This window comes from Streptomyces sp. NPDC007905 (assembly GCF_042959345.1).
Taxonomy (GTDB): Bacteria; Actinomycetota; Actinomycetes; order Streptomycetales; family Streptomycetaceae; genus Streptomyces.
Genome location: NZ_JBIBKS010000013.1, coordinates 133,790 through 156,800, shown reverse-complemented (window position 1 = coordinate 156,800; position 23,011 = coordinate 133,790). Strand labels below are relative to the sequence as shown.

The following is a 23,011-nucleotide window of genomic DNA, read 5'->3' as shown; positions in this document are numbered from 1 at the left end:
GGACGCCGTTCGGGTGCGGCCCGCTATTCCAGGGCCGCCCTGCCCATCAGCGAGATGAGGCTGTCGCGCACCGAGTCCATGTGCGCCTGGACATCGTCCCAGGTCTCGCCGTGCTCGCGCAGCACCCGTTCCGTCTCCCGGGCGATCCGCTCCTCGCGCACCCGTGCCGCGGCGATGATCTCGGCGGCACGCTCGTGTGCCTCCTCCTGGCAGCGGCGCGCGGTCTCCTCGGCCTCGCCGAGCTCGCGTTTCGCGTCGGACAGGGCGGCCTCCGCCCGGGCGAGCCGCTCGGCGTGGCGGGCCTCGAACTCGGCCACCCGTTCGACCTCCTCCCGCTCGGCGGCGGCCCACCGCTCGGCGTGCTCCCTGGACTGCTCGGCGAGCGTGCCGGTGATGCGCTGCCGCGCCTCGCGCAACGCGCCGAGCGCCTCCCCGCGGCGTTCCTTCACCTCGCGCCGGGCGCCGACGCGCAGGTCGTCGGCCTCGGCGCGCGCCGCGAGGAGGTACTGGCGGGCGCGTTCCTCGGCGTCCGCGCGGAGCGCGTCCGCCGCTTCCTGCGTCGCCTGGCGCAGGCCGAGGGCGTACGCCTCTGCCTGCGCCAGCTGCTCCTGCGCCTCGCACCGGGCGCGTTCGCGGACGGCCGCCGCCTCCTGCAGCACCAGCTGGTAGAGGTGCTGCGCCTGCTCCCCGAGGGTCTCGTACGTCTGCGGCTGGAGCTGCGCGACCGTCTCACGCAGCCGCTCGGCCTCCGCATCCATGTCCTTGGCGAGCACGGTCAGCCGCGCGGCGCGCTCCCACGCGGCGTCCCGGTCCTGCCACAGCGCCTCCAGGTACGCGTCGACCTGGTCGGGGCGGTAGGCGCGCCCCCGGACGGTCACGAAGCCGTGCGGCGTCATCGATGCGCTGCTCACCCTGGGAACCCCTTTCCACCGCACGTGCACGACAGGATGATGTGGCGCACATCTTGATGGATCGTGCGTAAGGGTACATAACACGACACTCCACAGGCAGGTCATGGTCGAAATCTCCCCGCATGCCGCGATTCCCGGTCGCGCGGCCGTCCAGGGCCCTGGACGTTCCCGTTCGGAGCACGTCCTCCTCCAGGGTGACGACCATGCTCCGGACGGGCGCGAGCCACTGCGGGTGCGCCGCGTCGGCGGCGGTCGCGCGCCCTTCCGGGGAGGCGAACACCGCCCCGCAGGACGTCAAGCGAGTCCCGCTCCAGTTCCGCGACCGGGTAGCAGGGCTCGCCACCGCGAACGGGAGCCGAGCGCCGGCTGCCCGTTCGCCGCCACCTGCGCCACCCGCCGGCCCGTGCCACGCAACCCGAACACCCGCTCCATGAAACGGCCGTAGTCCCGGCCGCCCCGGTACCACAGCGGCACCGGCGGCATCTCCAGCACCGCGTCCCCGGTCAGCAGCCGTACCAGCGCCGGCACATCAGCGGCACTCGAAGGCGCGCACGTACTTCTGCACCACCGCCCGCACCTCGGGGTCGTCCGGCTCGGTGACCTCGGCCGCCTCGCCCCCTCGCGCGAGGGCCGCACGGGCCCGCTGCAGCGCGCTGTTGACGGCGGCCACGGACGTCCGACCTCGGCGGCGGAGAACTCCAGCACCTCGCGGCACCAGCACGGCCCGCTGCCACCAGCGCGAGCCTGAGGTCCACGCGCGCCTCCACGTCGAAGCGCGCCTCGGGAAACGGCTCCAGCCAGGGAATGTCGAGCCCCGGCGCGAGCGGCGCGCCCGGATCCCCGCTCGGCGCCCCGAGCCCCGACGGCAGCGGGCGGCGGGCGCGGCCCTCCAGCGCGCTCAGACAGGCGTTGGTCGCGATCCGGTACAGCCACGTCCGCACGGAGGCCCGCGCGGGGTCGTACCGGTCCCGGGCCCTCCAGGCCCGCAGCATCGTCTCCTGCGTCAGGTCCTCGGCCTCGTGGAACGAGCCCAGCATGCGGTAGCAGTACGCCACCGGCTCACCCCGGAACGGCTCGAAGTCCCCCCGCCCCTCATGCCCGTCACGCGCGCGCGTGACGGGCATGAGGCGACCAGGCTCCCGGCGCGCGGACTACAGCAGCCCGTCCCACATCTGCTCCAGCAGCACCGACCACCAGCTCTCCGGCGAACCGAGCGCCGCCGGGTCCAGGGCGGCCAGTTGCGCCTGGAAGTCGACGGTCCAACGGCCCGCCTGCTCCTGGTTCAGCCCGAACCTGAGGCGCCACATCCGGCCCAGCAGCGCAAGGCACCGAGCGAACTCCGGCAGCCCCGTGTTCACGAACTGCGGCGCCACCGGCGCACCACCCGGGCCCGCCTCCACCGGCACGGCGACGATGTTCGCCGTCCCGTACTGCACACAGAGCGCCTTGCCGAAGTCCGTGCCCATCACCAGGTACGAGCCCGCGTCCGCAGCCGACTGCACCCCGCGCTCGGCCGCCAGCTCCGCCAGCGTCGGCACCGGACGGCCCGGCTGGGCCTGCGCCCAGAAGAACGGGCCCATGTCCACCGGCAGCCCGGCCACCACCAGCGTGTGCGCCACGACCGGTGGCACACCCTGGCGGGACACCGCCTGCTGCTCGAACCGGAAGACCCCCGGCCCGAACGCCGCCGCCAGCTCCTGCGCGATGCCCTCCGGCGGGATCGGCGGCGCGGCCGGCACCGGCGCCAGCGGCGCCCGCACCGGCGCCGGCCGCGCGGGACCGTCCGCCACCTGGTGCAACTCGCCCTGGTGCGCCAGCAACTGCTGCATACCCTGCTGCCGGCTCGCGTGATCCATCCCGTACGGCGCGATGCTGGTGATCCGCGCCTGCGGCCACTGCTCCCGGATCATCCGCGCGCAGTACGCACCCGGCAGCTCGCACGACTCCAGCTCGGTGTGCAGCTCCAGCACCTGGTCCGGCGGCACGTTCATCGCCCGCAGCTCGTGGAAGATCTGCCACTCCGGGTGCGGCGTACCCGGCGCCGAACGCCGGATCAGCTGCTGCTCCGAACCGTCCTGCGCGCGGTAGCGCAGCACGGCCTGGTAGCCGGGGCCGACCGTCGGCTGCCCGGGGGGCTGCGGCGGATAGCCGTACGCCGGAGGCTGCCCCGGCAGGGGCCCGCCCGGCGGCGGCATCGCACCCGGCGGCATCGCACCCGGCGGCATGGCACCCGGCGGCATCGGCTGCGGGGCACCGGGGACGCCGGGCGGAATACCGGGAGCGCCCGGCGCGCCGAGTGCGCCGTGGGCGGGCGGCGGCGGCGCGCCCGGGCCACCCACGGGAGGCGCGGCCAGCACGGTCTCCGCGTGGTGCACAGCACCGCGCGCGTCTCCGGGGGCGCCGGGCGGCTGGGGTGCGACGGGGGCGCCAGGGACGCCGGGGGCGCCGGGCGGCTGGGGTGCGACGGGGGCGCCTGCGAAGTGAGGCGCGCCCGGGGCCGGAGGCATGCCCGGGGCGCCCGGAGCCGCGGGAGCGCCGGGCGGGTTCGGCATGCCCGGGGCGCTCGCCATACCCCGCGGGCCCGGAACACCGGGGGCACCCGGAACACCCGGAACACCGGGGGCACCAGGAACGCCCGGCACGCCCGGAGGCTGCGGCGCGGGTCCCATCCAACTCGGGTCGGCCAGCACGGTCTCCGCGTGGTGCACGCCCCCGGGAGGTGCGCCACCCGGAGCACCAGGCGCGCCAGGCATGTGGGGGGCACCGGGCACGTTCGACGCGCCCTGCCCCTGCGTGCCTGGAGCACCCTGTCCCTCGGGCCCCTCGGGCCCGAGCGCCGACACGAGCTGCGTCGGCACGTACCCACCCGCAGGCCCGCCGGGCGCGGGCGGCGGCGTGCTCCCGGGGCGCGCGCCCGGCGTACCCGGGGCGCCCGGCGGGGGCGGGGGCGGGGGCGGAGGCGGAGGCGGAGGCGGAGGTGTGCCCGGCCCCCCACGCGCCTTGCGGGGCGGAGGCGCGGCCTTGCTGGTCGCGGCGTCCGCGATGTCCCCGGCATTCGGCGCGAGCGGACGCCCCGGCGCGGCCGGACCGGCCGGAGGCTGCGGCGCGCCGGAACCGGCCGGAGGCCGCGGCGCGTTCGGACCGCCGCCCGCCGGCGGATAGCCGTAACCAGGAACACCCTGCGGACCACCGGGAACACCCGGCGCACCCGGACCCTGCGGGTAGCCGTACGGCGCGGCACCCGCAGGTGGTGGCGCAGTCGTGCTGCCCAGCGGAGCACCAGGAACACCGGGAGGCGCGGGAGGACTGCCCGCAGCGCCAGGCGCCGGAGCGTACACAGGCGCACCCGGCGCCGCCGGTGCCTGCGGATAGCCGTACGACGGCGCACCCTCAGGCGGCGCCGGCGTGCTGTTCCGCGGAGCACCCGGCGCCCCCGGCACGTTCGACGCGTCCAGCGCCGGCGCGACCGCCGTCGGCGGCAGCTGGCTGCCCCCCGACATCAGCGCCGTCTTCGCGTCCGGCGCGGCCGCCGGCGGCCGCGGAGCCGCGCCGTCCGTGTCGCTCAACGGCGGCGCGAACACCGTCGCGGGCAACGGCACCGAACGGTCCTCACCCGCATCCGCGTTGGTGTCCGTACCGGCCCACGGCGTAGCCCCGACAGGCACCTCCGGCGCACCGGCCCCGGCAGCCGGCCACGACGCACCGCTCCCCGGCCCACCGGCCGCACCCGCACCCGCACCCGCACCCGCACCCTCGGTGCCAGCCGGAGCCGGAGCATCCGCCCCCGCCGGCACCCCGGCCTGCGTCTCGGCAAGCGCCCCGCCCCCAGCGGCACCCCCACCGACCGGACCGGACCCGGTACCGGCACCGGAATCCACCGAAGCCGCACCCGAAGCCGCAGCGCCCGTGTCCGCCCCAGCCCGCCGATCCGGAATACCCAGCTTGTCCGCCGCCTCCTGCAACCACTCCGGCGGACTCAACAGGAACGACGTCTGGTTCAGATCCACCCGGGCAGCCGGCGCCGGCACCGCGTCCTCCACCTCGTCGCCACGGCCGTACTCCTCCTCGTACCGGCGGATCACCTCACCCACCGGCAACGCCGGCCACAACGTCGCCTCACCACTGTCCCGGGCGATGACGAGCCGCTGCGCGCCCGCGTCCGCACGCGGGCCCTCCGCACGGTCCTCGCCCCACACCACGAAACCCAGCTCGAACTCCCGCACCCGCACCTCACGATGCTGGTACGCCGGGACATCCCCGTTGATCCACTCCTCGGCGCGCTCCTGCGCCTGCGCGAAGGTCACCATCGCCCGAAACTCACTCCCCCACCGGGTCGGAAGACACCGGAACGGCACGCGCGAAACCGCCGTCCACCATCAGGTTCGCCACCGTCTCCAGCTCCGGCGGATTACCCGCGAGCCGCGCCAGGAAGGCGTCGAAATCATCACCACACGACAACAGCAGCCGCTCCACGCGCTCGGCCGGCGACCACGACGGATCCACGTCCCGCACATCGTCGTACGCGCAGAACCACACCGAACCGACCCGCTCGCCCCTCACCTTCACCGCGAGCAACCCGCCCTGCACGAAACCGACGCTCAGATAATCCTTCGTCAGATGGTCACGCAGACACTTGTTGACGTACACCAGGTCATTGACCGCCGCCTCGTCCCGCACCGTGAAGAACGGCTGGTCCAGCAGCAGCCCCAACTCGGCATCCAGCGCCGCACCCACCGGCGCGGAACCACCCGCCGCCTTGAGGAACGAACGATAGGCACCCGGCAACCGGTAGCCCAGATCCTCCTCAACACCCTGCACCTGCGACTCCGTCACCGCCACACCCGACTTCGGCAGCCCGAAGTGCGCCGGACGCGTCTCCTGCAAGGGCCGCGTCCCCCGCTTGCCCTGGTCCACCCGAGCCGTCGCCACCCCACCGTGGTGCCGCAGCAACGCCTTCACCTCGACCGGAACCAACTCCAGCCGCCGCGAACCCACCACGTGATGCCACGTCCAGCCGTGCGGCGTCGCCACATCCGGCACCGTGTCCCACAACTCGTGCCCCGTAGCCGCGAGCGCGGCATTCGCCGACACATAGTCCGTCAGCCGCAACTCGTCGACACCGAAACCCTCCGGTGGATCGGCGATCTCCGCCGCCGCGCGCGCGTACGGCGAGAAATCCGGGTAACCGCGCTCATCGACCCGTACCCCTCTCGGGTGACGCGCCGCCCGAACCGGATCCGGGAAGTGCACGACCTGCCCGGCATAGGCCGCGTTCGGCGGCGCGGCTTGCTGCCCGAGCCGACCTGTCGTCATGGCGGTTGCCCCCTGCGGCGTTCTCTCTGGCCTGAACGGCGGTGTCGATCGCGGATGGCGACAGCCTATGCGGTACACGAACACCGGTCACCGGGCCTCCACCCCACCCCGCCCCATCCCCGCCGCTTCCCGCCTCCGCTTCCGTGACCAGCCGTCACCCCACCGTGACAGCCCGCCCCGAACGGGGCGTGTCGCACCGCCCCAGCTTCCGCAGCAGCCACGGCATTTGGCACTCTGTGTCCTTCGGGGGGATGCCCGGGAGGGGATGACGATCATGAATACCTTGCAGACCGGAGATAACGATGTGCGGGCCGGCGACCCTCGCATCGGCTGGAGCGGCACCGGCACGCCCCCCGTCCCCGCCCTCCTGCACCGCCGCGACGGCATCCTGCCCACCGTCGCCGCCGCCCTCTCCGTCCGCGGCACCACCCTCACCGGCACCGCCGCCCGCGGCGACCAGCCCCCGCCCCTCCACCCCCTCGTCCAGGACTTCCTCGACACCCTCACCAGCGCCCAACGCGACCGCTTCACCGGCCGCTGCGCCGAAACCATCCTCATCTCCCGGCACATCACCGCCGCCGACGCCGCCCGCAGCAAACGCGCCGCCCGCAAACCCATGACCAACGGCGAAGCCCGCAGAGCCCTCAAACAGGCCAAACTCACCGCCCGCCGCATACGCGAGGACGGCGATCCCCTCCACGGCAGCTTCGCCACACCCTGCCGCGCCTGCACCGCCCTCAGCGCCCACTTCGGCGTCCGCATCGTCGACCCCACGGCAACCGACGGCTGACACCCGGCGTCCTCCAGAACCACGCACACGCACGACGATCGAAGGGCCGATGCACCCCGACCGCACCTCCACCCCCCAGCACCCGACCCCACTCGTGCACGGGGGACCCCCCTCACGCTTCCCCGTCCCCGTCGACGCCGCCCTGCGCACCGCCGGCTGGCAACCCGGCCGCTGGGACATAAAGCAGGCGGAAATCTGGGCCGACACCCTGCGCGAACACACCTCACCCGCCGGACACCGGCACACCGTCTTCCCCGCCGCCGTCGAAGCCTGGGCCGAATTCGGCGGACTCCACATCACCCCCACCGGCCCCGGCCGCCAGGTCGCCCCGGCCACCCTCCACCTCGACCCCCTGCACGGCCTCCACCTCGCCCGCACCCTCGGCGACCTCGGCCGCGCCCTCGGCACCGAGGTCAGCCCCCTCGGCGAGGAAACCGACACCGCCGCCCTGCTCGCCATCGACACCGAAGGCCGCGTCTACACCCTCGACCACACCGGCGACTGGTACGTCGGCCCCGACATCGACCACGCCCTGTCCACCCTCATCGCCGGCACCGAGCCCGTACGCCTGACAACGGGCTGAGAGCCGAAACGGCCGACCGCCACCGGACACGCCCGGGCCGAGAACCGGGCACGCACGACGCCGCACCGGGACCGGATACACCCGGCCACCGGCCGAGCCCCGACGTCACGCCGCCTCACGCCGCCTCACACGGCCGGAATCACCGCCGACACCCGAAAACCCCCCGCATCCGTCGGCCCCGACACAAACACCCCACCCAGCGCCACCACCCGCTCCCGCATCCCCAGCAGGCCATTGCCACCCGACGGCAACCGCGCCGCCGACGCCGACCCCGGCTCAGGCGGCGGCTCGTTCTCCACCTGCATCGCGATCTCCGCACCCCGATGCGCCAGCCGCACATGCGTCTTCGCACCCGCCGCATGCTTGTGGACGTTCGTCAACGCCTCCTGCACCACCCGGAACGCCGTCTGCTCCACCTCCGCCGCATACGACCGCGCCGCCCCCTCGACCGACAGATCCACCACCATCCCCGCGGCCGCCGACTGCCCGATCAACTCCTCCAACTCCGACAGGCACGGCCCGTCCTCGTCGGCCACCCGCGAAGCCGCCCGCACAGCGGCCATCCCCACCGCCACCAACGGCGCCGAAGCCGCACGCCGCCCCGCGTCCTCCCCCGCCCGCAACACCCCGAGCATCTCCCGCAACTCCGTCAACGCCTGCCGCCCCATGTCCCCCACCAACGCGGCATTCCTCACGGCCTTCTCGGGATCCTTCCGCGCAACCGCCTGCAGCGCCGCGGCATGCACCACCATCAAGCTCACCCGATGCGCGACGACGTCATGCATCTCCCGAGCGATCCGCGTCCGCTCCTCGTTGCGCGCCCACTCGGCCCGCTCCTCCGCCCGCTCCGCGAGCAACTGAAGCTCCCGCTCCAGACTGTCCGCCCGCTCCCTGAGGCTCTCCATCAACCGGCGCCGCGCCCCCACGTACAACCCCAGCAGCACCGGCGGCGCCGTCAGCCCCAGGGACGTCGTAATGGACGCGAACGGCACAAACCAGTCACCGAGCGTCAGGTCCCCCCGCGCCATGTCCTGCCGCACCCGCACGAACGTCACGATCATCGTGCCCAGCAGGCTCATCCCCGCCAACGCCACGATGATCCGGCGCGGCAACTCACACGCCGCCAGCGTGTACAGGCCGACGATGCCCATCAGGAAACCCATCTGGGCCGGCGTGATCGCGATCGCGACCAGCACGACGGCGATCGGCCACTTCCTGCGCACCAGCAGGACCGATCCGGCGATCAACCCGAACACGATCCCCACCGACACCGGGATGCCCGCATCCCGGGCGAACGGAATCCCCTCCGCACCGCACTCCACGGCCGACACCAGCGCAAGACTCCCGTCGAGCACCGCACTGCGCCACCTGGCCCACCACCACGGGCCGGTCAGGGCCCTGGCGTGCTCTTCCCCCGTCGTGGTCATGCGACCAGCCTACGGGCGCGGGCGGCGCCTTTTCCGGCGACTTTCACCTACCCGCGCGGACCACACTCCGTAATCGAACGACCTCGAAACCCGCCGGAATCCCTCGAACTGTTGAACCACACCCGTTCGACCCCGGAAGCAGACATTCCGCCCGGACGGTATGCACATGGCACATGCACCTGGCAGGAGCGGCACGTACGAGGACTTCGAGGGGTTGCGGGAGCGAGCGGTCGCGTTGCGGCGCGAGGGCTACAGCCTCCGGAAGATCCGGGACGAGCTGAAGATCTTCAACAACGACATCCTCAACCAACAAGGGGGAGCCACCGCCGGAGTGGACGAAGCGACCGAACGCGAAGGACGACCTGCGCGAGAAGGCGCGGGAGCTACGGCTCCAGGGACGGACGTACGACCAGATCGAGGCCGCACTGGGGTGCTCACGAAGCTCGGTGTCACTGTGGGTCCGGGACTTGCCGAAGCCCGAGCGCAAACGCACCCCGGAAGAAGCCGCAGCCATCGCAAGGAAGGGGTGGGAGGAGAAGCTGCGCATCCGGAACGAAGAGCGCCGACACACCAAGGACGAGGCCAAGCAGGCCGTCGGCAGCGTGTCGGCCCGTGAGCTCTTCCTCGTCGGCGTGGGGCTCTACTGGGCCGAGGGCGCCAAGGACAAGCCGTATGACCGCCGCGAGAACGTCACCTTCGTCAACAGCGCCCCCGGCATGATCAAGGTCTTCCTCGACTGGCTCGACCTCCTGGGAGTGGAGCGGGAGCGCCTGCGGTTCACCGTCATGATCCATGAAACAGCGGACGTGCCGGGCGCCGAACAGCACTGGGCCGATCTCGTCGGCATGGACCGCTCCGCCTTCAACAAGACGACACTCAAGAAGCACAATCCAAAGACGGTTCGCAAGAACACTGGCGACGACCATCGAGGCTGCCTCACGGTTGAAGTCCTGAAAGGCGCCGACTTGTACCGTCGCATCGAGGGCTCTTGGTACGGCATAGTGGAGGCCGCACGCGAAGCCGATCAACCGAATCGGACATAGAGCGCAAACCATCCCGGATCGTCTAAGGGCAGGACAAACGGTTTTGGTCCGTTGAATGAGGGTTCGAATCCTTCTCCGGGAGCCACAGCACACAAGACCCAGGTTCGGGCCCTGACCGCACTGTCAGGGCCCGCTCTCATATCCCCCAGAACACACCCCGGTATCCTGCGGCTGTCACCCCCACCCATCCAGAGCCGAAGGGCAACCCCGTGAGCGCCATCCGCCCGGCAGCCGTCGTCGTTCTTGCAGCGGGTGAGGGCACCCGTATGAAGTCGGCCACACCGAAGGTCCTGCACCAGATCTGTGGCCGTTCCCTGGTGGGCCATGTGCTGGCCGCCGCCCGTGAGTTGGACCCGGCGAACCTGGTCGTCGTCGTGGGTCACGCCCGTGAGCAGGTGACCGCGCACCTGACCGAGATCGACTCCGCTGTCCGTACGGCCGTGCAGGCGCAGCAGAACGGCACGGGGCACGCCGTGCGGATGGGGCTGGAGGAGTTGGGCGGGGCTGTCGAGGGGACCGTCGTGGTCGTCTGCGGGGACACCCCCCTGCTGACCGGCGACACCCTGAAGGAGCTCGCCGCGACCCATCGCGCCGACGGCAACGCGGTGACCGTGCTGACGGCCGAGGTGCCGGACGCGACGGGTTACGGCCGTATCGTCCGCGACGAGGCGACCGGTGCCGTCACGGCGATCGTGGAGCACAAGGACGCCTCCGATGTCCAGCGGTCGATCCGGGAGATCAACAGCGGGGTGTTCGCGTTCGACGGGCAGTTGCTGGCGGACGCGCTGAAGAAGGTGCGGACGGACAACAGTCAGGGCGAGGAGTACCTGACCGACGTTCTGGGGATTCTGCGGGAGGCCGGCCATCGGGTCGGCGCGTCCGTGGCGGGTGATCATCGGGAGATCGCCGGGATCAACAACCGTGTGCAGCTCGCGGAGGCGCGTCGCATTCTCAACGAGCGACTGCTCACCCGGGCGATGCTCGACGGGGTGACGGTCGTGGATCCGGCCGGCACGTGGGTGGATGTGACGGTGACGTTCGAGCAGGACTCCGTGGTGCATCCGAACACCCAGCTCACTGGTTCGACGCACATCGGTGCGGGTGCGGAGGTCGGGCCGAACAGCCGGCTGAAGGACACCCGGGTGGGTGCGGGGGCGCGGGTGGACAACACGGTGTCGGAGGGTGCGCGGATCGGTGAGGGGGCGTCGGTCGGGCCGTACGCGTATCTGCGGCCTGGTACGCGTCTCGGGGCGAAGGCCAAGATCGGTACGTATGTCGAGACGAAGAACTCGTCGATCGGTGAGGGGACGAAGGTTCCGCATCTGTCGTACGTGGGTGACGCGACGATCGGTGATTTCACGAACATCGGGGCGGCGAGTGTGTTCGTGAACTATGACGGTGAGAGCAAGCACCACACGACTGTCGGGTCGCATTGCAAGACGGGTTCGGACAACATGTTTGTGGCTCCTGTCACGGTCGGGGACGGTGCGTACACCGCCGCGGGGTCCGTGATCACGAAGGATGTGCCGCCCGGTTCGCTGGCCGTGGCCCGTGGCCAGCAGCGGAATATCGAGGGTTGGGTGGCTCGTAAGCGTCCTGGGAGTGCGGCCGCGAAGGCGGCCGAGGCGGCGTCGCGGCAGGGCGAGCGCGAGGGCTGACCGGACACGGGTGCGCCAAACACGGCGTACCGTGATAAGTGCACATCGCGAGCGTGCACCCGCACCCTTACCAGCTGATACGGCCTCTCACGCCCAGCCGAGAGGTCGCCGAGCAGCCGGCTGGCTGAGACAACCTCTGAGGAGACTGTGCTGTGACCGGGATCAAGACGACCGGCGAGAAGAAGTTGATGTTCTTCTCCGGCCGCGCCCACCCCGAGCTTGCCGAGGAGGTCGCCCAGCAGCTGGAGGTCGGGGTCGTCCCGACGAAGGCCTTCGATTTCGCGAACGGTGAGATCTACGTCCGTTACCAGGAGTCGGCTCGTGGTGCGGACTGCTTCCTGATCCAGAGCCACACGGCTCCGATCAACAAGTGGATCATGGAGCAGTTGATCATGATCGACGCGCTGAAGCGTGCGTCGGCCCGCTCCATCACGGTCATCGTGCCGTTCTACGGTTACGCGCGGCAGGACAAGAAGCACCGGGGCCGTGAACCGATTTCGGCGCGTCTGATCGCGGATCTGATGAAGACGGCGGGGGCGGACCGGATCCTGACGGTCGATCTGCACACGGATCAGATTCAGGGCTTCTTCGACGGTCCGGTGGACCACCTGTTCGCGCTTCCGCTGCTGGCCGACTACGTGGGCCGGAAGGTGGACCGCGACAAGCTGACGGTCGTGTCGCCGGATGCGGGTCGTGTGCGGGTGGCGGACCGCTGGTGCGACCGGCTGGGTGCGCCGCTGGCGATCGTGCACAAGCGGCGTGACAAGGATGTGGCGAACCAGGTGACCGTCCACGAGGTCGTGGGTGAGGTCAAGGGTCGTGTGTGTGTGCTGGTGGACGACATGATCGACACCGGTGGCACGATCTGCGCGGCTGCGGATGCGCTGTTCGCGCATGGTGCGGAGGACGTCATCGTGACGGCCACGCACGGCGTTCTCTCCGGGCCGGCCGCGGACCGGCTGAAGAATTCGCGGGTGAGTGAGTTCGTGTTGACGGACACGCTGCCGACGCCGGGTGAGCTGTCGGTGCACCTGGACAAGATCAAGGTGCTGTCGATCGCTCCTACGATCGCGAGTGCGGTGCGTGAGGTGTTCGAGGACGGGTCGGTGACCAGCCTCTTCGACGAGCAGTGAGGTTTCTGCAGGCCCCTTGCGCGGGCTAGCTGAAGATCCTTTTGGTGCGGCCTCCCCTGCCGAGTAGACTGCTGCAGTTGCTCGGCGAGGGAGGCCGTACTCCGTTTCTGACGGGGGCACGGCGGTCCGTTATCGACGCGCTCTTCGTAGCAGGCCGTTCGTGGCCGGGTGACCACGTCCGTTCCCAGTTCCGAGGAGTGATGAACATGTCCGAGGTCAAGCTCACCGTCGAGACGCGCACCGAGTTCGGCAAGGGTGCCGCCCGTCGTATCCGCCGTGAGAACAAGGTTCCCGGTGTGCTGTACGGCCACGGTTCCGACCCGCTGCACCTGACCCTGCCGGGCCACGACCTGCTGCTGGCGCTGCGTACGCCGAACGTCCTGATCTCCCTGGACATCGACGGCAAGACCAACGAGCTGGCGATCCCGAAGGCCGTGCAGCGTGACCCGCTGAAGGGCTTCCTGGAGCACGTCGACCTGCAGCTGGTCAAGCGCGGCGAGAAGGTCACGGTCGAGATCCCGGTGCACACCGAGGGCGAGCTGGCCCCGGGTGGCAACCTGCTCGAGCACGTCCTGAACGCGCTGCCGGTCGAGGCCGAGGCCACGCACATCCCCGAGGCCGTCACGGTCTCCGTCGAGGGCCTGGAGGCCGGTGCCTCCGTCCACGCCAAGGACATCACCCTGCCGTCCGGCGTGACCCTGGCCGTCGAGGAGGACGCGGTCGTCCTGCAGGTCCTGCAGGCGCAGATCGAGGAGGCCGCGGAGGGTGAGGAGACCGAGGCCGAGGAAGTCGCCGAGGCCTGAGCCCGACCGGTCCGGCCGTAGCAGGTCCGGGAGCTGTTTTCGGGGCGCCCGGCACTGCCGGCCGCGCCCGGGAACGATTGCCCACAGCGGTGGCGGCACGGCTGCCGCAAGCGGTGTCAGCCGCTGCTTCCCTCGGGGGAGCAGCGGCTGTTGCATAAGGAGACATGGACGACGTGACCACCCCCGCCAACGCCCCCTGGCTCATTGTCGGGCTCGGTAATCCAGGGCCTGAGTACGCCATGAACCGGCACAACGTCGGTTTCATGGTGGTGGACCTGCTCGCGGAGCGGATCGGGGGGAAGTTCAAGCGGGCGGGCAAGGCGCAGGCGCAGGTGCTGGAGGGGCGGATCGGTCCGGTGGGGCCGGCGAACCGGCGGGTGATCCTGGCGAAGCCGATGTCGTTCATGAACCTGTCCGGGGGCCCGGTGAACGCGTTGCGGGACTTCTACAAGGTGCCGGTGGCGAACATCGTGGCGGTCCATGACGAGTTGGACATCGACTACGGCACGCTGCGTGTGAAGCTGGGCGGTGGCGACAACGGGCACAACGGTCTGAAGTCGATGACGAAGGCGATGGGGGCGGACTATCACCGGGTGCGGTTCGGGATCGGCCGTCCGCCGGGTGGTATGCAGGTGGCGGACTTCGTGTTGAAGGACTTCTCCTCGGCGGAGCGCAAGGAGCTGGACTACTTCGTGGAGCGGGCGGCGGACTCGGTGGAGTGTCTGGTGTCGGAGGGGCTGGAGCGGGCGCAGAGCGCGTACAACTCCTGACTTGTCCTGGCATGGCACCCGGGGGAGTTGACCGGTCGCAGCGGTATGGCCAATGATCCCGGCCATGCCTGCCACAGCCACCACCTCTCGCCAGGCCTCCGTGACCGCGCTGCGGTTCGGGCGGGTCGCGGCGATGGGTGCGCTCGCCGCGCTGATCCTGTTCGCCGGGGTGTGGGGTTCCTGGGGCACGGCGCAGCACGTGATGCTGACCAAGGGGCGTGAGCGCGGCACGATCAGGGTGACGGGCTGTGCGGAGGACACGTGCAGTGGCCCGTTCGCACCGGTGTCGCAGGGCGCGCGGGCCCGCTCGAGCATGGTGATCGCGAAGACGGTCGCGGTGCGCAGGGGCCGGACGTACGACGTGGTGGTGAAGCCGGGGACCGATGAGGTGGTGCGGTCCGGGCCGGCGGGGATCCTGTACGCCTGGGTGCCGTTCGGCGGGGCGCTGCTGATGGCCTCGGTGGTGGTCGCGGGCGGGATGCGGCTGACCCGGGTGGCGTGGGTGCTGGCGGGGGCGGGAGCCGCGTTGCTCACGGCATCGTTCGTGACCCTCTGAGGGGTTGGGGCGTTCTTCACGTCTGTGGGGGGCCTATGTGTTGCCTGTTCGTGATGGACCGGCGGCCTGGCGGCGCTGGAAGCTGAACCGCCCCCTCCACATCTTCCTGTCGTCCTCCCGTTCGCATCTCGAAGATGGACTGCCCTGTGCCCACCCTCACTCGCGTCGGCGCGCCGACCGCCCTCGCCTCGGTCGCCTTGCCGCCCCGGCCGCCGCCCATGCGACAGCCCCGGTGACAACGGCACCGTAAAGATCCACGACGCCACCACCGGCGAGGAACTGCGCCGCAACGAGCCGCATGTGTGCACCTGCTACCTGGACGCCTTCGGCTTGGACGGCGGCCGGCGCGTCGACTGGCACATCGAGGCCTGGGCGCCGACGGCCGCCGTGAAGGGCGAGACCGTGAAGCCCGGTGCTCTCGCCCTGGACGCGGACGGTCACGGCCGTACCGGGGGTCTGTCGCTGCCGGACGGGCACTACAAGCTGTTCTGGAACTTCGACGGCGAGAAGGGCGCGGCCAAACACAAGGTGTTCTGGACGGACTGCAAGGGCTCCGCCGGAGGCGGAGGCAAGCCGTCCGGCTCGGCGTCGCCGTCCGGCTCGGCGTCGCCGTCCGCCTCGTCCCCGGGTTCGGCCCCGGGCGCGTCCGTGTCGCCCTCGGCGTCTCCTTCTTCCGCGGCCCCCTCCTCCCGGTCCTCCTCCCGGTCCTCCTCCCGGTCCTCCTCCCGGTCCTCAGCGCCGTCCTCCGCGCCGTCCTCCGCGCCGTCCTCCGCGCCGTCCGCGCAGGGTGCGGGCGGTGACCTGGCCGAGACCGGCAACGGTGTTCCGGTGGGCCTGCTGTCGGCCGGTGCCGCGGCGCTGGTCGGCGCGGGCGGCTACCTGGTGGCCCGGCGCCGCAGGGCCCGGCAGGGCTGAGGCGGCCGTAGGGAGAGCCGGCAGAGAAAAGAAAAGGGGTGCCCCCGGGGTCGTACGACCCCGGGGGCACCCTCGTTGTGGCGTGGCTGTCAGCCGGTGTTGCGCAGTCCCGCTGCCACGCCGTTGACGGTGAGGAGCAGGGCGCGGGCGAGCAGCGGGTCGGCTGAGGCGCCGGCTGCCGCCGCGTCACGCTGGCGCTTGAGCAGGGTGACCTGGAGGTAGGAGATGGGGTCCAGGTAGGCGTCGCGGATGGTGAAGGTCTGCTTCAGGACCGGCTGGGCGTCCAGCAGTTCCTTTCCACCGGTCACCCGCAGCACCTCGCTGACGGTCAGCTCGTGTTCGGCCTTGATGGTGTCGAACACGTGCTTGAGCTCGTCGGGGACGAGGGTGTCGACGTAGTGCTGGGCGATCCGCAGGTCGGTCTTCGCGAGGGTCATCTCGACGTTGGAGATGAAGTTGCGGAAGAAGTGCCACTGCCCGTGCATCTCGGCGAGCACGGCGTCGCCTTCCTGCCGCAGGCCCGCCTCGCGCAGGGCCTTGAGGCCGGAGCCGACGCCGAACCAGCCGGGGACGATCTGCCGGGACTGGGTCCAGCCGAACACCCACGGGATGGCCCGCAGGCCGTCCAGGCCCGCGCCGGAGTCGGGGCGGCGGGAGGGCCGGGAGCCGAGGTGCAGGTCGGCGAGCTGGTCGACCGGGGTGGAGGCGAAGAAGTAGGCCGGCAGGTCGGGGTCCTCGACCAGGCGGCGGTAGGCCGCGTGGGCGGCGTCGGAGACGACGTCCATGGCGGCGTCCCAGCGGGCGAGGGCCTCGTCGGACTGGCGGGGGGCGGTGTGCAGGGCGGAGGCCTGCAGGGTGGCCGCGACGGTCAGTTCGAGGTTCTCCCGGGCGAGGGAGGGGATGAGGTACTTGTCGGAGATGACCTCACCCTGCTCGGTGACTTTGATCTCGCCCTCCAGGGTGCCCCAGGGCTGGGCGAGGATGGCGTCGTGGGAGGGGCCGCCGCCGCGGCCGACGGTGCCGCCGCGGCCGTGGAAGAGGCGCAGGCGCACGCCGTAGCGGTGGGCCACGTCGCGAAGTCGCCGCTGGGCGCGGTGGATCTCCCACTGGCTGGTGGTGATGCCGCCGAACTTGGAGGAGTCGGAGTAGCCGAGCATGACCTCCTGGACGTCGCCGCGCAGCGCGACCAGGCGCCGGTAGGACGGGTCGGAGAGCATGTCCTCGAGGATGGTGTCGGCGGCGCGCAGCTCGTCGGTGGTCTCCAGGAGGGGCACGATGCCGATCTTGGCCCAGCCTGCGTGCAGGTCGAGGAGGCCGGCCTCGCGGGCCAGCACGGCCGCGGCGAACACGTCGTCGGCGCCCTGGCACATGGAGATGATGTAGGACTCGATGACCTCGGGGCCGAAGACCTCCAGGGCGCGCTTGACGGTCTCGAAGACGCCGAGGGTCTTGGCGCCGGCCGCGTCGACGGGTGCCGGGGTGGGGGCCAGCGGCCTTCTGGAGCGCAGTTCCTTGGCGAGGAGCTTGGCCCGGTACTCGCGGGGCATGTCGGCGTAGCGCCAGGACTCCTCGCCGAGACGGTCGAAGAGCTGGCCGAGGGCGTGGTGGTGGGCGTCGGCGTGCTCGCGGACGTCCATGGTGGCGAGCTGGAGGCCGAAGGCGGCCAGGGTGCGGATGGTGCGGTTGAGGCGGCCGTCGGCGAAGAGGGCGCCGCGGTGCTCGCGCAGGGAGGTCTGGATGATCCGCAGGTCCGCGAGCAGCTCGCCGGTGCCGAGGTAGTCGCGGCCTTCTTCGTGGGCGGTGCCCTTGGCGAGGCGCTGCTTGGTGTTCTCCAGCTTCTGCCGGATGCAGGTGGCCTTGAGCCGGTAGGGCTCCTCGGCGTTGAGGCGCTTGTAGCGGGGGCTGATCTCGGGCAGCCGCTCCAGGTCGGCCTTGAGGGACTCGAGGAGTTCCTCGGTGGCGCCGGTGTAGCGGATGGAGTTGGAGAGCAGGCCGCGCAGCTCGTCGACCATCTCCAGGGCGTCGTTGATGCCGTGCTCGTGCTGGAGGATGAGGACGTCCCAGGTGACCTGGGGGGTGACGTTGGGGTTGCCGTCGCGGTCGCCGCCGATCCAGGTGCCGAAGGTGAGGGGGCGGGCGTCGTCGGGGAGCTTGACGCCGACGCGTTCCAGCTCGGCGGTGAGGTCCTCCAGGACGTCGCCGACGGCGTCGGCGTGGAGTTCGTCGAGGTAGTAGATGGCGTTGCGGGCCTCGTCGGCGGGCTCGGGGCGCACCACGCGCAGCTCGTCCGTCTGCCACACCAGGTCGATGTTCTCGGCGAGGCGGACGTCGTGGCGGCGGCGGTCGGAGTCGAGGACGGGGGTGTCCAGGAGCGCGGCTACGCGCCGGAGCTTGTTCAGGACCGACCGGCGCGCGGCCTCGGTGGGGTGCGCCGTGAACACCGGGCGAACGTTGAGGTGCTCGACGGTCTGCCGCAGATGCTCGGGGTCGGCGTCCTTGAGCCGGTCGGCGGTGCGGGCGAGCAGGCCGCCCTCGGCGGCGCGCCTGGCGCGCAGTTCGCGGCCGCGGTGCACCTGCTCGGTGATGTTGGCCAGGTGGAAGTAGGTGGAGAAGGCGCGGACCAGCTTGGCCGCGGTGTCCAGTTCCGTGCCACGCAGCAGTTCGGCGGCGGCCTCGCCGTCCTCGCGGGTGAGGCGACGGACCTTCTCGACCAGGTCGAGAAGCTCGGGGCCTTCCTGCCGTACGAGAGTCTCGCCCAAGAGGTCACCCAGTCGCCTGATGTCGGCGCGCAACTCGCTGCTGGTCGTGGTGGTCTGGTCGTCGGCACTGCTCACAGGTGCGGCTCCTTGCAGTGTTGAAGCTCGTCTGGGAGGGAACCCGGGACATCCGTCCATCACGCGGCGGGTGCCGCATACGGGCTGGAACGTCCGGGAAGGATTCAGAGCGGACCGCGCTGTCCGACCGACTCCAAGGATAGGTGGCCATGCGGACGCGCAGGCTCTGGGGCTCTTGCCGCCGGGGGACGCGCTGCCATACTTACGTTGCCGTAGGTTACGGAACCGTAGGGGAGCACCGTTCGAGTCCCGCCCGGTCCCGGCGGCCCGGCACCCGCCTCTACCCTCGACCCCACAGGGGACGCGCATGACCTCAAGTTCCGACGTGATCGAAGAAGCCCGTAAGGCCAACGACACTTCCACCCCCTCCGCCACGCTGGGCGGCGAGCAGAAGCGCTCGATCGAGCAGATCACGCTGCTCCTGTTCATCACCGTGCCGTTCCTGGCACTGGTGGCGGCCGTGCCGCTGGCCTGGGGCTGGGGGGTGAGCTGGCTCGATGTGGGCCTGCTGGTGTTCTTCTACTTCCTTGGGTGCCACGGCATCACGATCGGTTTCCACCGGTACTTCACCCATGGTTCCTTCAAGGCCAAGCGGCCGCTGCGGATCGCGCTCGCGATCATGGGGTCGCTGGCGGTCGAGGGGCCGCTGGTGCGCTGGGTGGCCGACCACCGCAGGCACCACAAGTTCTCCGACGCCGAGGGCGACCCGCACTCTCCGTGGCGGTTCGGGGAGACGGTCCCCGCGCTGATGAAGGGCCTGTGGTGGGCGCACATCGGCTGGATGTTCGACGAGGAGCAGACGCCGCAGGACAAGTACGCGCCGGACCTGATCAAGGACAGGGCGATCCGGGCGATCTCCCGCCAGTTCGTCCTGTGGACGGCCTTGTCCCTCGCCCTGCCTCCGCTGATCGGCGGCCTGGTGACGATGTCCTGGTGGGGCGCGTTCACCGCGTTCTTCTGGGGTTCACTCGTGCGAGTGGCGCTGCTGCACCATGTGACGTGGTCGATCAACTCGATCTGTCACGCGGTGGGCAAGCGGCCGTTCAAGTCGCGGGACCGCTCGGGCAACGTCTGGTGGCTTGCGGTCCTGTCCTGCGGGGAGTCCTGGCACAACCTGCACCACGCCGACCCGACTTCGGCCCGGCACGGTGTGATGCGTGGGCAGATCGACTCCTCGGCCCGCTTCATCCGCTGGTTCGAGCTGCTCGGCTGGGCGTACGACGTGCGCTGGCCGTCACGCTCGCGTATCGATTCGCGCCGTAACACCGAGGAAGGCGGCTCCCAGCGCCGGAAGGATACGGCCGAGGCGGCATGATTGACGCCGTGGCGACCGATTCCAGCAGCAATCCCGGCAATGACAAGCAGCGGCGGACCCGCCGGACGCGTATGACCGGTGCGGAGCGCCGCCAGCAGCTGCTGGAGATCGGTCGCACGCTCTTCGCGGCGAAGGGCTTCGAGGGCACCTCGGTGGAGGAGATCGCGGCGAAGGCCGGGGTCTCCAAGCCGGTGGTGTACGAGCACTTCGGCGGCAAGGAGGGACTGTACGCGGTGGTGGTGGACCGCGAGATGCGGCGCCTGCTGGACATGGTGACCAGCTCGCTGACGGCCGGCCACCCCCGCGAACTGTGCGAACAGGCGGCCTTCGCGCTGCTCGACTACATCGAGGAGTACACGGACGGTTTCCGTATCCTGGTCCGCGACTCCCCCATCCCGCAGTCCACCGGAACCTTCGCCTCCCTCATCTCCGACATCGCCACCCAGGTGGAGGACATCCTGGGCCGCGAGTTCAAGAGCCGCGGCTTCGACCCGAAGCTGGCGCCCCTGTACGCGCAGGCCCTGGTCGGGATGGTCGCCCTGACCGGCCAGTGGTGGCTGGACGTGCGCCGCCCGAAGAAGGCGGAGGTCGCTGCCCATCTGGTGAATCTGGCTTGGCACGGGCTGGACGGGCTGGAGCAGAAGCCGCGGTTGATCGGGCACCGGAAGAGCTGAACCGGGGGGACACGAGGTAGCCCCGCGAGACCGTGGGCGATCGGAGGATCTCGAAGACGCCCTGACGGGTTGCCGATTACCGGCGGCGCGCAGGGCCGAGGGGGACGCTCGGACCAGCTGTCCCCCGCGCACGAGTCGAGTGAATGCCGGGGCCGGATCCGTGAGCGTCCGCCTCGTCCGGGATCCGGGCGCCGCGCACTGGCCGGAGCCGTCGCCCGGGTCCTCGTCACGCACCTGGACCGGACGGCTTGACCGCCTCCAGGAACTCCAGCCGGTTCCCCACCGGATCCACGGAGTAGAAGCGCAGGTGGCCCGGGAGGTTGTCGTCCCAGGTCACCGGTGCTCCGCGCTCGGCGAGCCGAGCCGCGTAGGCCTCGATGTCCGTCACCCGGAGTCCGGGGTGCGCCTTGCGTGCCGGGCGGAAGTCCCCCTCGATGCCCAGGTGGAGCCGGACGGCACCAGCCCGGAACCAGCAGCCCCCGCGCGCCGCGAGCACCGGCGGCTTGGGTACTTCCGTCAGCCCCAGGACGTTCCCGTAGTACGCCCGCAGGGCATCCTCCGAGCCCGGCGGCGCCGCAAGCTGGACGTGGTCGATCGCGACGAGCACCCTCACTCCCCCTTCACGGCCACGGCGAACATCCGGCGGAACGGCAGGACCGTGCCGTACGGCGCGCTCGGGTAGGCCTCCCGCAGCAGGTCCCGGTACTCGGCGACGAAGGCTTCCCGGGCCCCGGGGTCGTCGGCCAGTGCGGTCAGGGCGGGTCGCAGACCGGTGCCCTTGACCCAGTCGAGGACGGGGTCCTCGCCGGTCAGGACGTGGAAGTACGTGGTCTGCCATACATCCGTGGCGCAGCCGAGCCGGGCGAGGCGGTCCAGGTAGGTGCCGGGCGCGTGGACGGAGTCCGTGTGGCGCAGCACGTCGGCGAGGCGGGACTTCCAGCGGGGCCCGGCGGCCAGCTCGCGCATCAGGGCGTGCAGCGGGGCGTCGATGTTGTCCGGGATCTGGAAGGCGAAGGTGCCGCCGGGCTTCAGAGCGGCGATCCAGTCGACGAAGCGGTCGGCGTGGCCCGGCACCCACTGCAGCGTGGCGTTGGAGACGATCAGGTCGTACGGCTCCCCGGGCGTCCACACGCGGGCATCGGCGTGCGCGAAGTCCAGTCGGCCGCCCCCTGCCGTCGCGCCCTCGTGGTCGACGTGCGCCTTGTCGAGCATCTCGGGCGAGTTGTCGTAGCCGGTGATGTGGGCGGTGGGCCAGCGTTCGGCGAGCAGGGCGGTGACGTTGCCCGGGCCGCAGCCGAGGTCGGCGATGCGCGGCCGTTCGTCCGGGAGGGCGGGGACGCGGGCGAGCAGATCGATGAAGGGGCGGGCGCGGTGGCCGGCATGGCGCAGGTACTGGGCCGGATCCCAGGTGGGCGTCGTCATGTCTCCCACTGTCCCGCCCCATTTATCTCGATGTCAAGAGACTTGAGATCAAGAGACTTCATGTCGACACAACCACTACACTGATCTCCATGGAGGACGAGGTCGATCGGCTGGTCGCAGCGTGGCGCCGGGAGCGCCCGGACCTCGACGTGGAGCCGCTCGAGGTGCTCAGCCGGGTCAGCAGACTGGCCCGGCACCTGGACCGCGCACGGCGGCTCGCCTTTGCCGAGCACCAACTGGAGCCCTGGGAGTTCGACGTACTGACCGCACTCAGGCGCGCGGGAACGCCGTACCAGCTCTCCCCCGGACAGCTGCTGACCCAAACCCTGGTCACCTCGGGCACCATGACCAACCGGATCGACCGGCTCGCGAAGAAGGGCCTGGTGGAACGGCTGCCCGACCCGAGCGACCGGCGGGGCGTGCTGGTCCGGCTGACCGACACGGGCCGCGATCGCGCGGACCAGGCGCTGGCGGGCCTGCTGGACCAGGAGCGGGCGATCCTCGCCGAGCTGTCCCGCGCCCAGCGCGCCGAACTGGCGGCACTTCTACGCCAGTTGACCGCCCCGTTCGACAACATCCCCGGCTAGAAGGGCTGTGGCCGGAAAGATTCACCGGCTCGCGACGCCCGGCACGGCACCTCGCCGCGTTGTCGCATCACCCGAGTACATCCAGTACGCAGGCGATGCTCCGCCTTGCGAGGCTCCCCCACTGTGAACGGCGTGGGAGGTGCCCCCAGCACCGGACGCCGCGAGCTTTCCGGCACACCTTTCCGGTCACAGCACCAGCTAGGGGCCTGCCGCGCGGCTCCTGCCGGAGACGCGGGGGTCTGGCACGCACAGCTGCCGCGCTGTCGCCACTCGCCGA

20 protein-coding genes, 1 tRNA gene and 2 pseudogenes are annotated in these 23,011 nt (G+C 71.1%); 13 read left to right on the top strand and 10 right to left on the bottom strand.

Annotated elements, in window-relative coordinates:
- Positions 1–23 precede the first annotated feature (23 nt).
- From ACFZDC_RS23705 to ACFZDC_RS23680, 6 genes and pseudogenes are all read right to left on the bottom strand, one after another.
- Positions 24–911 (bottom strand): cellulose-binding protein, encoded by an 888-nt coding sequence (locus ACFZDC_RS23705; protein ID WP_391326781.1) that lies wholly within the window; start codon positions 909–911, stop codon positions 24–26.
- Between the two features lie 294 nt (positions 912–1,205).
- Positions 1,206–1,439 carry a hypothetical protein gene (locus ACFZDC_RS23700; RefSeq protein WP_391326948.1) on the bottom strand — a complete coding sequence of 78 codons (234 nt, stop codon included), beginning with the start codon at positions 1,437–1,439 and terminating at the stop codon, positions 1,206–1,208.
- Position 1,440: 1 nt separating this feature from the next.
- Positions 1,441–1,581: a hypothetical protein gene (locus tag ACFZDC_RS23695; RefSeq protein WP_391326946.1), complete on the bottom strand. Its 141-nt coding sequence runs from the start codon at positions 1,579–1,581 to the stop codon at positions 1,441–1,443.
- A 262-nt stretch (positions 1,582–1,843) separates the two neighbouring features.
- Positions 1,844–1,948, bottom strand: a pseudogene (locus ACFZDC_RS23690) (sigma factor); the annotation flags it as partial.
- 114 nt (positions 1,949–2,062) lie between these two features.
- A complete protein-coding gene (locus ACFZDC_RS23685) occupies positions 2,063–5,218 on the bottom strand; it encodes an SUKH-4 family immunity protein (RefSeq protein WP_391326779.1) in 3,156 nt (1,051 codons plus the stop codon).
- Positions 5,219–5,228: 10 nt separating this feature from the next.
- Complete coding sequence (locus tag ACFZDC_RS23680) at positions 5,229–6,224, bottom strand: HNH endonuclease (protein ID WP_391326777.1); 996 nt, start codon at positions 6,222–6,224, stop codon at positions 5,229–5,231.
- Positions 6,225–6,489: 265 nt separating this feature from the next.
- Between ACFZDC_RS23680 and ACFZDC_RS23675 the strand changes: the two genes are divergently transcribed.
- Both ACFZDC_RS23675 and ACFZDC_RS23670 read left to right on the top strand, forming a co-directional pair.
- On the top strand, positions 6,490–7,014 hold the full coding sequence (locus ACFZDC_RS23675; protein ID WP_391326775.1) for a YwqJ-related putative deaminase: 525 nt from the start codon (positions 6,490–6,492) through the stop codon (positions 7,012–7,014).
- A gap of 49 nt (positions 7,015–7,063) precedes the next feature.
- Positions 7,064–7,597: an SUKH-3 domain-containing protein gene (locus ACFZDC_RS23670; protein ID WP_391326773.1), complete on the top strand. Its 534-nt coding sequence runs from the start codon at positions 7,064–7,066 to the stop codon at positions 7,595–7,597.
- Positions 7,598–7,722: 125 nt separating this feature from the next.
- On the opposite strand, the gene ACFZDC_RS23665 is transcribed toward ACFZDC_RS23670, so the two are convergent.
- Complete coding sequence (locus ACFZDC_RS23665) at positions 7,723–9,024, bottom strand: histidine kinase (protein ID WP_391326771.1); 1,302 nt, start codon at positions 9,022–9,024, stop codon at positions 7,723–7,725.
- Between the two features lie 166 nt (positions 9,025–9,190).
- On the opposite strand from ACFZDC_RS23665, the pseudogene ACFZDC_RS23660 reads away from it, so the two are divergent.
- From ACFZDC_RS23660 to ACFZDC_RS23625, 8 genes and pseudogenes are all read left to right on the top strand, one after another.
- Positions 9,191–10,067: pseudogene (locus tag ACFZDC_RS23660) on the top strand (hypothetical protein).
- Between the two features lie 11 nt (positions 10,068–10,078).
- Positions 10,079–10,152, top strand: a tRNA-Gln gene (locus ACFZDC_RS23655).
- 124 nt (positions 10,153–10,276) lie between these two features.
- Positions 10,277–11,725 carry a bifunctional UDP-N-acetylglucosamine diphosphorylase/glucosamine-1-phosphate N-acetyltransferase GlmU gene (gene glmU, locus ACFZDC_RS23650; protein WP_391326769.1) on the top strand — a complete coding sequence of 483 codons (1,449 nt, stop codon included), beginning with the start codon at positions 10,277–10,279 and terminating at the stop codon, positions 11,723–11,725.
- 152 nt (positions 11,726–11,877) lie between these two features.
- Entirely contained in the window at positions 11,878–12,858 is a 981-nt protein-coding gene (locus ACFZDC_RS23645) for a ribose-phosphate diphosphokinase (protein ID WP_391326768.1), read from the top strand.
- A 206-nt stretch (positions 12,859–13,064) separates the two neighbouring features.
- Positions 13,065–13,661, top strand: a complete 597-nt coding sequence (locus tag ACFZDC_RS23640; protein ID WP_391326767.1) for a 50S ribosomal protein L25/general stress protein Ctc — start codon at positions 13,065–13,067, stop codon at positions 13,659–13,661.
- A gap of 164 nt (positions 13,662–13,825) precedes the next feature.
- A complete protein-coding gene (gene pth / locus ACFZDC_RS23635) occupies positions 13,826–14,431 on the top strand; it encodes an aminoacyl-tRNA hydrolase (protein WP_391326765.1) in 606 nt (201 codons plus the stop codon).
- A gap of 52 nt (positions 14,432–14,483) precedes the next feature.
- Positions 14,484–14,987, top strand: coding sequence for a hypothetical protein (locus ACFZDC_RS23630; RefSeq protein WP_391326763.1), 504 nt, complete (start codon positions 14,484–14,486; stop codon positions 14,985–14,987).
- A gap of 300 nt (positions 14,988–15,287) precedes the next feature.
- Positions 15,288–15,902: an LPXTG cell wall anchor domain-containing protein gene (locus ACFZDC_RS23625; protein ID WP_391326761.1), complete on the top strand. Its 615-nt coding sequence runs from the start codon at positions 15,288–15,290 to the stop codon at positions 15,900–15,902.
- 89 nt (positions 15,903–15,991) lie between these two features.
- Here the strand turns inward: ACFZDC_RS23625 and ppc are convergent, their stop codons facing one another.
- Complete coding sequence (ppc, locus tag ACFZDC_RS23620; RefSeq protein ID WP_391326759.1) at positions 15,992–18,736, bottom strand: phosphoenolpyruvate carboxylase; 2,745 nt, start codon at positions 18,734–18,736, stop codon at positions 15,992–15,994.
- 307 nt (positions 18,737–19,043) lie between these two features.
- Here ppc and ACFZDC_RS23615 point away from each other — a divergent pair, with 307 nt between their 5' ends.
- Together ACFZDC_RS23615 and ACFZDC_RS23610 are read left to right on the top strand one after the other, a co-directional pair.
- A complete protein-coding gene (locus ACFZDC_RS23615; RefSeq protein ID WP_391326757.1) occupies positions 19,044–20,051 on the top strand; it encodes a fatty acid desaturase in 1,008 nt (335 codons plus the stop codon).
- Positions 20,048–20,725, top strand: coding sequence for a TetR family transcriptional regulator (locus tag ACFZDC_RS23610; protein ID WP_391326756.1), 678 nt, complete (start codon positions 20,048–20,050; stop codon positions 20,723–20,725). The genes ACFZDC_RS23615 and ACFZDC_RS23610 overlap by 4 nt, the downstream gene beginning before the upstream one ends.
- A gap of 226 nt (positions 20,726–20,951) precedes the next feature.
- Here the strand turns inward: ACFZDC_RS23610 and ACFZDC_RS23605 are convergent, their stop codons facing one another.
- Together ACFZDC_RS23605 and ACFZDC_RS23600 are read right to left on the bottom strand one after the other, a co-directional pair.
- Complete coding sequence (locus ACFZDC_RS23605; protein WP_391326755.1) at positions 20,952–21,332, bottom strand: VOC family protein; 381 nt, start codon at positions 21,330–21,332, stop codon at positions 20,952–20,954.
- Between the two features lie 2 nt (positions 21,333–21,334).
- Positions 21,335–22,147 (bottom strand): trans-aconitate 2-methyltransferase, encoded by an 813-nt coding sequence (locus tag ACFZDC_RS23600; RefSeq protein ID WP_391326753.1) that lies wholly within the window; start codon positions 22,145–22,147, stop codon positions 21,335–21,337.
- 89 nt (positions 22,148–22,236) lie between these two features.
- On the opposite strand from ACFZDC_RS23600, the gene tamR reads away from it, so the two are divergent.
- A complete protein-coding gene (tamR, locus tag ACFZDC_RS23595) occupies positions 22,237–22,734 on the top strand; it encodes a MarR family transcriptional regulator TamR (protein ID WP_391326751.1) in 498 nt (165 codons plus the stop codon).
- Positions 22,735–23,011 lie beyond the last annotated feature (277 nt).